General features: G+C 63.5%; 12 protein-coding genes and 1 pseudogene. 9 read left to right on the top strand and 4 right to left on the bottom strand.

Going from position 1 to position 12,019, the window contains the following annotated elements; translation table 11 throughout:
* Nucleotides 1-426 (top strand): annotated as a pseudogene (locus IB232_RS18625) (hypothetical protein); the annotation flags it as partial.
* 26 nt (nucleotides 427-452) lie between these two features.
* On the opposite strand, the gene tyrS reads toward IB232_RS18625, so the two are convergent.
* Complete coding sequence (gene tyrS / locus IB232_RS18620; RefSeq protein ID WP_192400064.1) at nucleotides 453-1,652, bottom strand: tyrosine--tRNA ligase; 1,200 nt, start codon at nucleotides 1,650-1,652, stop codon at nucleotides 453-455.
* A gap of 181 nt (nucleotides 1,653-1,833) precedes the next feature.
* Here tyrS and IB232_RS18615 point away from each other — a divergent pair, with 181 nt between their 5' ends.
* Entirely contained in the window at nucleotides 1,834-3,237 is a 1,404-nt protein-coding gene (locus IB232_RS18615; RefSeq protein WP_192400063.1) for a peptidoglycan DD-metalloendopeptidase family protein, read from the top strand.
* 1 nt (nucleotide 3,238) lies between these two features.
* On the top strand, nucleotides 3,239-4,330 hold the full coding sequence (locus IB232_RS18610) for an anhydro-N-acetylmuramic acid kinase (protein ID WP_192400062.1): 1,092 nt from the start codon (nucleotides 3,239-3,241) through the stop codon (nucleotides 4,328-4,330).
* 60 nt (nucleotides 4,331-4,390) lie between these two features.
* On the opposite strand, the gene erpA is transcribed toward IB232_RS18610, so the two are convergent.
* Both erpA and argC read right to left on the bottom strand, forming a co-directional pair.
* Nucleotides 4,391-4,741 (bottom strand): iron-sulfur cluster insertion protein ErpA, encoded by a 351-nt coding sequence (gene erpA, locus IB232_RS18605; protein ID WP_043308183.1) that lies wholly within the window; start codon nucleotides 4,739-4,741, stop codon nucleotides 4,391-4,393.
* A gap of 167 nt (nucleotides 4,742-4,908) precedes the next feature.
* Complete coding sequence (gene argC, locus IB232_RS18600; protein WP_192400061.1) at nucleotides 4,909-5,943, bottom strand: N-acetyl-gamma-glutamyl-phosphate reductase; 1,035 nt, start codon at nucleotides 5,941-5,943, stop codon at nucleotides 4,909-4,911.
* Between the two features lie 137 nt (nucleotides 5,944-6,080).
* Here argC and hemJ point away from each other — a divergent pair, with 137 nt between their 5' ends.
* The 4 genes from hemJ to IB232_RS18580 all read left to right on the top strand — a co-directional run bounded on the left by hemJ (nucleotide 6,081) and on the right by IB232_RS18580 (nucleotide 9,375).
* Nucleotides 6,081-6,506: a protoporphyrinogen oxidase HemJ gene (gene hemJ, locus IB232_RS18595; protein WP_192400060.1), complete on the top strand. Its 426-nt coding sequence runs from the start codon at nucleotides 6,081-6,083 to the stop codon at nucleotides 6,504-6,506.
* 17 nt (nucleotides 6,507-6,523) lie between these two features.
* Complete coding sequence (locus tag IB232_RS18590; protein WP_192400059.1) at nucleotides 6,524-7,486, top strand: NAD(P)H-dependent flavin oxidoreductase; 963 nt, start codon at nucleotides 6,524-6,526, stop codon at nucleotides 7,484-7,486.
* A gap of 89 nt (nucleotides 7,487-7,575) precedes the next feature.
* A complete protein-coding gene (locus IB232_RS18585; protein WP_192400058.1) occupies nucleotides 7,576-8,565 on the top strand; it encodes a DUF805 domain-containing protein in 990 nt (329 codons plus the stop codon).
* Between the two features lie 3 nt (nucleotides 8,566-8,568).
* Nucleotides 8,569-9,375, top strand: a complete 807-nt coding sequence (locus IB232_RS18580) for an SDR family NAD(P)-dependent oxidoreductase (RefSeq protein WP_192400057.1) — start codon at nucleotides 8,569-8,571, stop codon at nucleotides 9,373-9,375.
* Here the strand turns inward: IB232_RS18580 and IB232_RS18575 are convergent.
* Nucleotides 9,372-10,853 (bottom strand): AAA family ATPase, encoded by a 1,482-nt coding sequence (locus IB232_RS18575; RefSeq protein WP_192400056.1) that lies wholly within the window; start codon nucleotides 10,851-10,853, stop codon nucleotides 9,372-9,374. The genes IB232_RS18580 and IB232_RS18575 overlap by 4 nt on opposite strands.
* Nucleotides 10,854-10,924: 71 nt before the next feature.
* Here IB232_RS18575 and IB232_RS18570 point away from each other — a divergent pair, with 71 nt between their 5' ends.
* Nucleotides 10,925-11,263 carry a histidine triad nucleotide-binding protein gene (locus IB232_RS18570; protein WP_137974841.1) on the top strand — a complete coding sequence of 113 codons (339 nt, stop codon included), beginning with the start codon at nucleotides 10,925-10,927 and terminating at the stop codon, nucleotides 11,261-11,263.
* An 82-nt stretch (nucleotides 11,264-11,345) separates the two neighbouring features.
* Nucleotides 11,346-11,993, top strand: a complete 648-nt coding sequence (gene coq7 / locus IB232_RS18565; RefSeq protein ID WP_192400055.1) for a 2-polyprenyl-3-methyl-6-methoxy-1,4-benzoquinone monooxygenase — start codon at nucleotides 11,346-11,348, stop codon at nucleotides 11,991-11,993.
* The last annotated feature ends 26 nt before the right edge of the window (nucleotides 11,994-12,019 follow it).

Below are 12,019 nucleotides of genomic sequence, written 5' to 3'. Positions count from 1 at the left end.
CCATCAGTCTTACATCACAAGCACCCACACGAATTGCTTGATTCAGTTGTTAAAGAGCGTTTCGGCGAAGTCTTTCGTCTCAACCGAGGCCGCGCATTCTACAGCAGCCTTTCAATCTGTCAAGCTGTTTTTGAAGAATTTTTCGTTTCTTCTCAACCGCTTGCGCTTCAGATCAGAACTTCTTCTCGTCAGCGGGAGGCGCATTCTACAGCGTTCAAAACCGCTGTCAACCACCTCTTTCAACCGCTTTCGATCTACCTGATCGAAGCAACCAACAAGACCAAACCGCCACCCTGTCAGCCCGGCGCATTCTACTCGAATTCGCCATCCGGTCAATCTCTTTTTTCATCCAACTCTTTGAATTTCAAGGAGTTTTCCGAGAGGACTGCGCCGGAAGTGGTGCGCATTATAGGGGACCAAATCTAACCGTCAACTCCTTTCTGCAAAGTTTTTCACCCTGCCTTCAAAGAGATGCGTGCGAAGGCCTTCTTGCCGGCCTGGCACACATGAATGGAACCCAACTTGAACATGAAATTGCGGTCGACCACCTCGCCATCCACCTTCACGCTACCTGCACCCAGGAGGTCGCGCGCAGCGGCAGCATTCTTCACCAGGCCTGCCTTATTAAGAACGGAGGAGATAGGCATATCCTCTATAGAAAGCAGCTCGATCTCCGGAAGGTCATCCGGCAGCTCGCCATCCTTCAGGCGATTGCCCGCAGAGCGGTGCGCACTGGCCGCAGCCTCTTCACCATGGAAGCGAGCGACAATCTCCTCGGCCAACTTGATTTTGATGTCACGCGGATTGGCACCATTGGCCACATCGACCTTGAATTGCTCGATCTCTTCCATAGTGCGGAAGCTGAGCAGCTCGAAGTAACGCCACATCAAGGAATCCGGCATGGATACCAGCTTGCTGTACATGACGCCGGGCGCTTCCTGGATACCTATATAGTTGCCCAGCGACTTGGACATCTTCTTCACGCCGTCCAGCCCCTCGAGCAGCGGCATGGTGACGATGCACTGAGACGGCTGACCGTAAGAGCGCTGCAGCTCGCGCCCCATCAGCAGATTGAACTTCTGATCGGTGCCACCGAGCTCGACGTCTGCACGCAGCGCCACCGAGTCGTAGCCCTGCACCAGCGGATAAAGGAATTCGTGGATGGCGATCGGCTGATTGCCTTCATAGCGCTTCTGGAAGTCGTCACGCTCGAGCATGCGCGCCACGGTGTACTGCGAAGCCAGACGAACAAAGTCAGCCGGTGTGAGCTGGTCCATCCAGGTGGAATTGAATGCCACCTCGGTCTTGGCCGGATCGAGAATCTTGAACACCTGATTCTTATAGGTCTCGGCGTTATCCAGCACCTGCTCGCGGGTCAGCGGCGGGCGAGTCGCACTCTTGCCGCTGGGATCACCGATCATTCCGGTGAAGTCACCTATAAGGAAGACCACCTGGTGCCCCAGCTCCTGGAACTGGCGCAGCTTATTAATAAGCACGGTGTGCCCCAGGTGCAGATCGGGCGCGGTTGGGTCGAAACCGGCCTTGATACGCAGCGGCTCGCCGCGCTTGAGCTTCTCCACCAGTTCGGACTCGACCAGAACCTCTTCTGCACCGCGCTTGATCAGCGCCAGCTGCTCTTCAACCGACTTCATGACAGGACCCGTGCTACCCGCAAACCAAAAAGGGAACCAACCATACAAGATCACTGACCAATTACAAGCTCTACGCCAGGGGTATGCCGCTGGGCCGATGCGTGGCCTGCAGGGTTGCCTATAGTGAAATTTGATTATATTTTAGACAGTTAATGCACTCTTCCAAGAAACACCCTGAGCCATGACGCATTCTGTACCCAAAGCCACGTCCTATCCGCGGAGCCACTTGCTGGCAGCCAGCGGTATTGCGGCGCTGCTGAGCCTGGCCTTGCTGGTGTTCCCGTCGCGCGAAGTCGAAGCCAAGAAGACCTACCTGAGCCTGGAGCTGGACAACGGCTCCGAGCAGATCGTGCAAGAGAAGGATGATCTCCGACCCGATCAGGCCGCCGGGGAATCGCCTTTCACCGATAACAAGAACAGCGCCCAAGCAGACGCGAACAAAAAGAACGAAGAAGCACAGCTCACTCAACCTACCGACCCGCTGCAGAAGAGCGTCACCGTCGCCAACGGCGATACGCTGTCGACCGTATTTTCTCGCGTCGGCCTGGATGCCACTGCCCTGCACGAAGCCATCGGCAGCAGTAAGGATGCCAAGCGCTTCAGCCGTCTGCATGTAGGCCAGGTACTGGACTTCAAGCTGACGCCGGAAGGCAAGCTGGAGCGCATGGGCAGCAAGCTGAATGATCTGGAGAGCATCTCCCTGACGCGCAGCGACAAGGGCTTCTCCTTCAAGCGCGAACTGGTCAAGCCGGACGTGCGCACCTCCTACGCCCGCGGCGTGATCAACAGCTCGCTGTTCCTCTCCGCCAAGCGTGCCGGGCTATCGCACAGCCTGACCATGGACCTGGCCAACGTATTCGGCTACGACATCGACTTCGCCCAGGACATCCGCGAAGGCGACGAGTTCGAGCTCATCTACGAAGAGCACGTGGTCAATAACAAGCAGGTCGGCAACGGCAACATACTCTCCGCGCGTTTCACCAATCGCGGCAAGACCTACACTGCCGTGCGCTACACCAGCAAGCAGGGCGTGACCAGCTACTACAACGCCGATGGCATGAGCATGCGCAAGGCGTTCATCCGCACCCCGGTGGACTTCGCCCGCATCAGTTCGAAATTCTCCATGGGCCGTCGCCACCCGATCCTTAACAAGATCCGTGCACACAAGGGCGTCGATTACGCTGCCCCGCGCGGCACGCCGATCAAGGCCGCCGGCGATGGCCGCGTGCTGCTGGCCGGACGCAAGGGCGGCTACGGCAATGCCGTGGTCATCCAGCACGGAAACAGCTACCGCACCCTGTACGGGCACATGCAAGGCTTCGCCAAGGGCGTGCGCACCGGGAGCACCGTCAAGCAGGGGCAGATCATCGGCTACATCGGCACCACCGGTCTCTCGACCGGACCGCACCTGCATTACGAGTTCCAGGTCAATGGCCGCCATGTCGATCCGCTCAGCCAGAAACTGCCAATGGCCGACCCCATTGCTCGCAACGAGAAGCAGCGCTTCCTGCAGCTGAGCAAGCCGCTGATGGCGCGCATGGACCAGGAAAAGGCCACCATGCTGGCCGCCAACAAGCAGCCCTGATATGCCGCGCTACCTGGGGGTGATGTCCGGTACCAGTCTCGACGGACTGGACATCGCCCTGATCCAGCAAGACTCCCGCCCCACGCTCCTCGCCCACCACTACATCCCCATGCCCGACGCCTTGCGCGCCGACCTGCTGGCACTGTGTGCCTCGGGCCCGGACGAGCTGGCGCGCTCCGCCATTGCCGAGCAGCGCTGGGTGGAACTGGCGGCAGCCGGCATTAATACACTGCTGCAACTCGAAGGCCTGAACGCCAGCGACATCCGCGCCATTGGCAGCCATGGCCAGACAGTGCGCCATGAGCCGGCACGCGGCTTTACCGTGCAGATCGGCAATCCAGCCCTGCTGGCGGAGCTGACCGGCATCGACGTGGTTGCCGATTTCCGCCGTCGCGATGTGGCCGCAGGCGGCCAGGGAGCGCCGCTGGTTCCGGCCTTTCACGAAGCGCTGTTCGAGGCTAACGAGCAGCCCAAAGCCGTACTCAATGTCGGCGGTTTCAGCAATCTCAGCCTGATCGAGCCAGGCCAGGCAGTGCGTGGCTTCGACTGCGGGCCGGGCAACGTGTTGCTGGATGCCTGGATCGGCAAGGTGCGTGGCGATGCGTTTGACCGCGACGGCGCCTGGGCGGCCAGCGGGCAGCTGAATGCAGCATTGCTGCAGGCGCTGATGAGCGATCCCTATTTCGCCACTCGCGGTCCGAAAAGCACCGGGCGCGAACTGTTCAATCTGCCCTGGCTGGAAAGTCACCGGACCGGGTTCCCCGCAGTGTCGCCCGCCGATGTCCAGCGCACCCTGCTGGAGCTAACCGCGCGCAGCATCGTTGATTCACTGCAGCAGGCTCAGCAGGGCACCGCCGAACTGCTGGTCTGCGGCGGCGGCGCGCACAACGCTGCATTGATGCAGCGCCTGCAGGAAATGTTGCCGAGCTGCCAGGTAGCCAGCACCGCCGAGCGCGGCGTGCCTCCGGACTGGGTCGAGGCCATGGCTTTCGCCTGGCTGGCGCATTGCTGCCTGGAGCGCATCCCGGCCAACCGCCCCAGCGTCAGTGGCGCGAAGGGATCACGGGTGCTCGGGGCGATCTACCCGGCCTGACCAGACCCGGCCCTAAACGAAAAAGCCGCGCGGATGCGCGGCTTTTTCATGGCGAATGGCTCAGATCGAGAAGGACGAACCGCAGCCGCAGGTGGTGGAAGCATTCGGGTTGTTGATCACGAAGCGCGAACCTTCCAGGCCTTCCTGGTAATCCACCTCGGCACCGGCCAGGTACTGAAAGCTCATCGGATCGACCACCAGACTGACACCCTCGCGCTCGACGATGGTGTCGTCGTCGGCCACATCCTCATCGAAGGTGAAGCCGTACTGGAAACCCGAGCAACCGCCGCCGGTGACGAACACACGCAGCTTCAGACGCGGATTGCCCTCTTCATCGACCAGGCTCTTCACCTTGTTCGCCGCGCCCTGGGTGAAGATCAGGGGGGTTGGAGTGAAGGTCTCGACGCTCATCTTGCTGCTCTCCCGGCGCCAGGCGCCATGTTACGTACTGCACGGGCGGCGATTATCCGCTTACCCGAGCAAATTGGTCAATTATTGCGCGATGACAGGAACTGGGCTCCTGCTTCTTAGATAAGCGCGCCTGCGACGAATTCAAGTCGTCGCAGACGCAACCTCGATCAGGGCAGCAACGCGGCGTGAGACAGGCCCAGGCGCTCGTCCAGGCCGAAGAGGATGTTCAGGTTCTGCACCGCCTGGCCGGACGCGCCCTTGACCAGGTTGTCGATGGCCGACAGCACCACCACCAGTTCACCGCCCTGTGGACGATGCACAGCGATGCGGCAGACGTTGGCACCACGCACGCTACGGGTCTCAGGGTGACTGCCGGCCGGCATCACATCGACGAAAGGTTCGTTGGCATAGCGCTTCTCGAACAGCGCCTGCAGGTCCACGCCGCGATCGGCGACGGTAGCGTACAGGGTGGCGTGGATGCCACGGATCATCGGCGCCAGGTGCGGCACGAAGGTCAGGCCGACCGGGCCCTTGGCGGCGCGGCGCAGGCCCTGGCTGATTTCCGGCAGGTGGCGGTGGCCCTTGACCGAGTAGGCCATCATGCTCTCGCTGGCCTCGCACAGCAGCGAACCGACCTTGGCACCGCGACCGGCGCCGCTGACGCCGGAGGCGCAGTTGGCGATCAGGCGACTGTTATCGGCCAGACCGGCCTCCAGCAGCGGGAGCAGACCGAGCTGGGTAGCGGTCGGATAGCAGCCCGGCACGGCGATCAGGCGCGCGCCCTTGATGGCCTCGCGATTCACTTCCGGCAGCCCGTAAACCGCCTCCGGCAGCAGCTCCGGCGCACCGTGCGGCTGGCCGTACCACTTGGCCCACTCCTCGGCGTCCTGCAGACGGAAGTCGGCGGACAGGTCGATCACCTTGGTGCCGGCAGCCAGCAGCTCACCGGCCAGGGCGTGGGCCACGCCATGCGGGGTGGCGAAGAACACCACATCGCAAGCACCAAGAGTGGCCACGTCCGGCACGCTGAAGGCCAGATTGTCGTAGTGGCCGCGCAGGTTGGGGTACATGTCAGCGACCTTGACCCCGGCCTCTGAGCGCGAGGTGATCACCGCCACCTCGGCCTGCGGGTGCTGGGCCAGCAGACGCAGCAGCTCCACTCCGGTGTAACCCGTGCCGCCGACGATTCCGACCTTGACCATTGCATAACCCCCGCAGAGAGACCCATAAGAAAGGCTGCCGATGATAAAGCCCATGGCCCCGGCGGCCAACCTCGAGGGTGACGGGCGACCACGGCTTTCTCTACTATCGGCGACAAATATCCTGCCGGAAGTCGCCAATGCTCTATCTCTGGGTCAAGGCCCTGCACATCGTCGCCATGGTCTGCTGGTTCGCCGGGCTGTTCTACCTGCCACGCCTGTTCGTCTACCACGCCTCGGCCGACGACGCGCCCGGCCAGGAACGCTTCTGCGTGATGGAGCGCAAGCTGTATCGCGGCATCATGACCCCCTCGATGATCGCCACCCTGGTCTTCGGCGGCTGGCTGCTCTACCTCAGCCCGGCCTGGCTGCAGCAGGGCTGGCTGCACGCCAAGCTATTGCTGGTGGTACTGTTGGTCGCTTATCACCACGTCTGTGGTGCGCAACTCAAGCGCTTCGCCCGCGGCGAGAACGTCCGTGGCCATGTGTTCTACCGCTGGTTCAACGAGGTGCCGGTGCTGTTCCTGCTGGCGATCGTGATCCTGGTGGTGGTCAAACCCTTCTGAGAACAAGAGGAACGCCCATGTCACTGCCCGCCCTGCTCGATCAACGCCTGCGCCTGCCGGTGGTGGCCGCCCCGATGTTCCTGGTATCTACTCCCCCCCTGGTGCTGGCCACCTGTCACAGCGGCGTGATGGGCAGTTTCCCGGCACTGAACCAGCGCGAGAGCGCCGGCTTCAAGGCCTGGCTGGAGGAGATCGAAGCGGGATTGAAGCCAGACTCGGCACCCTACGCGGTCAACCTGATCGTGCACGGCAGCAACCCTCGCCTGCAGGCCGACCTGGCCATCTGCGTGGAACACAAGGTGCCTGTGGTGATCACCAGCCTCGGCGCGGTGAAGGAAGTAGTCGACGCCGTGCACAGCTATGGTGGCCTGGTGTTCCATGACGTCACCACCCGCCGCCATGCGGAGAAAGCCGCCGAGGCCGGCGTGGATGGTCTGATCGCGGTGGCCGCCGGCGCCGGTGGCCATGCCGGCACCTGGAGCCCGTTCGCCCTGCTCGCCGAGATCCGCCAGTTCTTCGACAAGACCCTGCTACTCTCCGGCTGCCTCAACCACGGCCACGAGATTCTCGCCGCCCAATTGCTGGGCGCCGACCTGGCTTACATGGGCACACGCTTCATCGCCACCCGCGAGAGCAATGCCGACGGCGACTACAAGCAGATGATCCTCGACGCCCGCGCTGCTGACATCGTGCACACCCCGGCGGTGTCCGGCGTGCCGGCCAGCTTCATGCGCCAGAGCCTGGAGAAGGCCGGCTACGACCTGCAACGCCTGCAGAACAAGGGCGACATCAACTATGGCGAGAAGCTCAAGCCGATCAGCGACGAAGCCAAGGCCTGGAAGACCGTCTGGTCGGCTGGCCAGGGCGTCGGGGGCATCGACGACCTGCCGACCGTGGCCGAGCTGGTCGCCCGCCTGGATGCCGAATACCGGGCCGCCCAGAGCCAGGCCGGGCAACTGACGCAGCGCTTGCCGCGCTGAGCAGAAAACTGCGCAGCAGGTCGCTTGTTCGCGCCCGGCAAAGCCCCTAGGCTCTAGCCACTTCTCAATGACGTAACAGGGATGCACGCATGACGGATACTCGCTACAAGATCGTCTTCGACGGCCAGCTGATGCCGGAGATGACACTCGACGCGGTGAAAGACAACCTGGCCCGCCTGTTCAAGAGCGACCAGAGCAAGATCGACGCCCTGTTCAGCGGCTCGCCGGTAGCGCTCAAGCGTGACCTGGCCGAGGCGGAGGCGGACAAGTACCTGGCCGCGCTGCGCCAGGCTGGAGCACTGGTGCGCAAGGAAACGGATCTGGCCGCCGGCCTCAGCCTGGTCGATACCGATGACCATCGAGAACCGGAGCCGGTCTCCAGCAGCGAAACCATGAGCTGCCCGAAATGCGGTCATGAGCAAGCCAAGGCCGCCGAGTGTTCGGCCTGCGGCATCATCGTCGAGAAGTACCTGGCCCGCCAGGCAGCGCTACCGGCAACCCCGGCGCCTGCTGCAATGGAAAGCGCCTCGCCCTATAGCACACCGAAATCGGAAGTCGGTGATGCGATGCCAGAGTATGGCGAGCTGAAAGTCTTCACGGTGAATGGTCGAATCGGCCGTGTGCGTTATCTGGGCTGGTCGATGGCATTGATGCTGATCGCCCTGCTGGGCTATGGCATTGCGGCCGGTGCTATGGCCATTTCGCCCATAGTCGGCGGCATCCTGATGATTCCGCTGGTGATAGGCGGCGTGGTGGTCAGCGTCATGATCGGCGTGCAGCGCTTGCACGATATCGGCTGGTCCGGCTGGCTCTGGCTGCTCAACTTCGTACCGGTGGTGGGCAGCGTCTTCGCCCTGCTGATGTTGGTCATCCCGGGCACCCAGGGCGCCAACCGCTACGGCCCGCCGCCGCCGCCAAACAGCGGCGGCGTGATCGCCCTGGCCTGGTCGCTGCTGCTGGTGCCAATACTGGGCATTCTCGCCGCCATCTCGCTTCCGGCCTATCAGGAATATGTCGAGCGTGCCGAGCAGGCTCAGCAAGAACAGCAGCTGCAGTATGCCCCGGAAGGCGAGGAGTAGACCTTGAGCGGTTACGCCCTGATTACCGGCGCCTCCAGCGGCCTCGGCCTGGCCCTGGCCGAAGCTCTGGCCCGGCGCGGGCGTAACCTGATCCTGGTGGCACGCCAGCGCGATGCGTTGGAGAGCATCGCCTGCGAGCTCAGCCAGCGCTTCGGCATCGAGGCGCTGTTCCGTGTCTGCGACCTGACCGAGCCGCTGCAGCTCACCGGCCTGATCCAGGAGCTGGAACAGGGCGAGCGGCAGATCGATCTGCTGGTGAACAATGCTGGCATCGGCAGCGCCGGCCTGTTCGTCGAACAGGATTGGGGACGCGAGCAGGAGCTGATCGAACTCAATATCCTGGCACTCAGCCGCCTGTGTCATGCCCTGGGCCTGGAGATGAAGCGGCGTGGTGCCGGGCAGATTCTCAACGTGGCATCCCTGGCCGCGTTCCAGCCGGGGCCGCTGATGAGCAGCTACTTCGCCAGCAAGGCCTACGTGCTGCACTTCTCCGAGGCCCTACGCAGCGAGCTTGCGCCGTTCGGGGTGAAAGTCTCGGTGCTCTGCCCGGGGCCGGTGGCCACCGCCTTCTTCCGCCGCGCCGAGTTGTACAGTGGCGGGCTGGAGCGTCAGCAGCAACTGGCCAGCCCCGAGGAGATCGCCCTGGTCACCTTGCGCGGCCTGGACCGCAACAGCGCCATCATCATCCCCGGCTGGCGTCATCGCCTGGTGCCGCAACTGCTGCGCCTGACGCCACGGGCGCTGGTACGCCACGTGGCGATGAAGATGGTGCGCCCGCTGCTGCCGCGCACTCGTGCCGAGCAACCTTAGTCGGCACTCACCGTACGCCCGTCGGCCCAGGCCCGCAGCTCCGTCAGGCGCTCGGCCATGACCACCGACAGTGGTGCCGTCCCCTGAATGTTGCTCAGCAACAGGGCCTGATCCACAGGCTGCTGGCGTGCCTGGGCGGCATACAGTGCGCTGACCACCACCTGCTCGATCTCCGCACCAGCAAACCCTTCGCTGGCCTGCGCCAGTGCCTGCAGATCGAACTGCTCCAGCTCCAGTTCGCGGCGGCGCAGGTGGATAGCGAAGATCTCCGCGCGCACCTCGGAGTTCGGTAAGTCGACGAAGAACAGCTCATCGAAGCGCCCCTTGCGCACCAGCTCCGGCGGCAGGCGGTCGATGGCGTTGGCGGTGGCGACCATGAACACCGGCGACTTGCGCTCGGCCATCCAGGTCAGCAGGGTGCCGAGCACGCGCTGGCTGACGCCGTCGTCGTTGCTACCGGTGGCCAGCCCTTTCTCGATTTCGTCCATCCACAACACGCAGGGCGCCATCTGCTCGGCCATCTTCAGCGCCTCACGCAGGTTGCGCTCGGTCTCACCGAAGAACTTGTTGTACAGGCTGGCAAAGTCCAGGCGCAGCAGCGGCAGGCCCCAGAGCCCGGCCACCGCCTTGGCCGCCAGGCTCTTGCCTCCACCCTGCACGCCGACTAGTAACATGCCCTTGGGCATATCGGCGCCCTTGCCGCCGGCGAAGATCTCCTGGCGTTCGCCCAGCCAGCGCTTGAGGTTAGCCAGTCCGCCAACCTCGGCGAAGCGCGCGGTGTCGTACTCGAAGCTGAGCACGCCTTCCAGATCGAGCAGCTGGAACTTGGCCTTGTTCAGCTCCGGCAGGTCTTCCTGGGTAATCGCGCCGTCATCGCAGATCACGTTGCGCGCCAGCGCCCGTGCCTCTGCGTGGCTCATGCCGCGCAGGTTCTTCACCACCTGCTGCAGGGTGCGGTTGTCCGTGCGCACCCGCGCGCCGCGATTGCGCTCGCTCCAGCGCGTGGCCTCTTCGCGCACCAGGGCCAGCAGCTCTTCCTCGGTCGGCAGCGCCAGACTGAAGCGCGCGGCGTAGCGTTGCACCTCGGCCGGAAGCTTGAGCGCATGCGAGACCAGTACCAGGGTCGGCTTGTGCGGCGCATCGCTCATGGCAATTTCCTTGAGCAGACGCACCAGCTTGGGGTTGTCGACCAGGAACGGATGCAGGTCGCACAGCACATAGATGTTCGGCGTCGGATCGGCCTTGATCAGACGCAGCGCCTGTTCCGGCTCGCGGCTATCCAGTTCGCCCACCGGCTCGCCGCCGAAGGCCAGGCGCTGCAGACCTTCGGTCACCGCCCAGGTGTAAATGCCGAGGCCGCGCTTGATCGCCAGCGAGGTGAGGGTTTCCAGCACCCGTGGCTCGTCCCAGGACTCGATCACCACCAGTTTGACGCGGGACTCCAGGACCAGGCCCAGATCGTGGACATCGTTCTTCAACACGCACTCCTTGTGCTGTCTGCCGACACTATTAAACTCGCAGGATACCCAAAGCCCCCGGAGGAAAGCGCGTGGACTGCCTGTTCTGCAAGATAATCGACGGCACCATTCCCGCCCGCAAGCTCTATGAGGACGACCAGGTACTGGCCTTCCACGACATAGGCCCGCAGGCGCCGGTACATTTCCTGGTGATCCCCAAGCGCCATATCGCCACCCTCAACGAACTGAGCGAAGCGGATCGCCCGCTGGCCGGGCATATCCTCTACACCGCCCAGCGCCTGGCCGCCGAACAGGGCTGCGCGGAAGGCTTCCGCGTGGTGATGAACTGCAACGACCTGGGCGGCCAGACCGTGCACCACATCCATATGCACGTGCTCGGCCAGCGGCAGATGCACTGGCCTCCAGGATGAGCGGCAGCGACCCATTGTCGCCAGTCAAAAATCTGTCCAGACCTTCGGGTAAACTGCCGGCATGCTTTCCGTGGAGATGGCCATGAGCAACCAACGCCAGTTTTCCCCCGTCGACCGTCTGTTGATCCAGGCCGACGCCGCCATGCGCACCCTGCTGCCGTTCAGCGGCGCACCGGCGCGGCCGTCGCCGGCCATCCTGCAGAACGAATCCGAGCTGAGCGATGCAGACGCCCGCCACGTGGCCGGGTTGATGCGCATCAACCACACCGGCGAGGTGTGCGCCCAGGCGCTGTACCAGGGCCAGGCGCTGACCGCCAAGCTGCCGGAAGTGCGCAAGGCCATGGAGCATGCCGCCGACGAGGAAGTCGACCACCTGGCCTGGTGCGAGCAGCGCATCCGCGAACTGGGCAGCCACCCGAGCGTGCTCAATCCGCTGTTCTACGGCCTGTCCTTCGGCGTCGGCGCGGTGGCCGGCCTGATCAGCGACCGGGTCAGCCTGGGCTTCGTCGCCGCTACCGAGGATCAGGTGGTCAAGCACCTCGACCAGCACCTGGAACAGATCCCGCAGGACGACGCCAAGACCCGCGCCATCCTCGAACAGATGCGCGATGACGAGGAACAGCACGCCACCAGCGCCATCGACGCTGGCGGCCTGCGCTTCCCGGCGCCGGTGAAGTTCGGCATGAGCCTGCTATCCAAGGTGATGACCAAGAGCACCTATCGCATCTAGAACCCGCTTACGGTCTCCTGATCGTC

Source organism: Pseudomonas sp. PDM15, assembly GCF_014851565.1.
In the GTDB taxonomy this organism is placed as follows: domain Bacteria; phylum Pseudomonadota; class Gammaproteobacteria; order Pseudomonadales; family Pseudomonadaceae; genus Aquipseudomonas.
The sequence above is the reverse complement of the archived record's forward strand: the minus strand, read 5'-3'. Positions and strand labels throughout refer to the sequence as shown.

What these genes read in the sequence shown, in the direction of transcription:
- tyrS (WP_192400064.1), bottom strand. Translation starts at nt 1,652, where the DNA reads ATGAAGTCGGTTGAAGAGCAGCTGGCGCTGATCAAGCGCGGTGCAGAA.
- IB232_RS18615 (WP_192400063.1), top strand. Translation starts at nt 1,834, where the DNA reads ATGACGCATTCTGTACCCAAAGCCACGTCCTATCCGCGGAGCCACTTG.
- IB232_RS18610 (WP_192400062.1), top strand. Translation starts at nt 3,239, where the DNA reads ATGCCGCGCTACCTGGGGGTGATGTCCGGTACCAGTCTCGACGGACTG.
- erpA (WP_043308183.1), bottom strand. Translation starts at nt 4,741, where the DNA reads ATGAGCGTCGAGACCTTCACTCCAACCCCCCTGATCTTCACCCAGGGC.
- argC (WP_192400061.1), bottom strand. Translation starts at nt 5,943, where the DNA reads ATGGTCAAGGTCGGAATCGTCGGCGGCACGGGTTACACCGGAGTGGAG.
- hemJ (WP_192400060.1), top strand. Translation starts at nt 6,081, where the DNA reads ATGCTCTATCTCTGGGTCAAGGCCCTGCACATCGTCGCCATGGTCTGC.
- IB232_RS18590 (WP_192400059.1), top strand. Translation starts at nt 6,524, where the DNA reads ATGTCACTGCCCGCCCTGCTCGATCAACGCCTGCGCCTGCCGGTGGTG.
- IB232_RS18585 (WP_192400058.1), top strand. Translation starts at nt 7,576, where the DNA reads ATGACGGATACTCGCTACAAGATCGTCTTCGACGGCCAGCTGATGCCG.
- coq7 (WP_192400055.1), top strand. Translation starts at nt 11,346, where the DNA reads ATGAGCAACCAACGCCAGTTTTCCCCCGTCGACCGTCTGTTGATCCAG.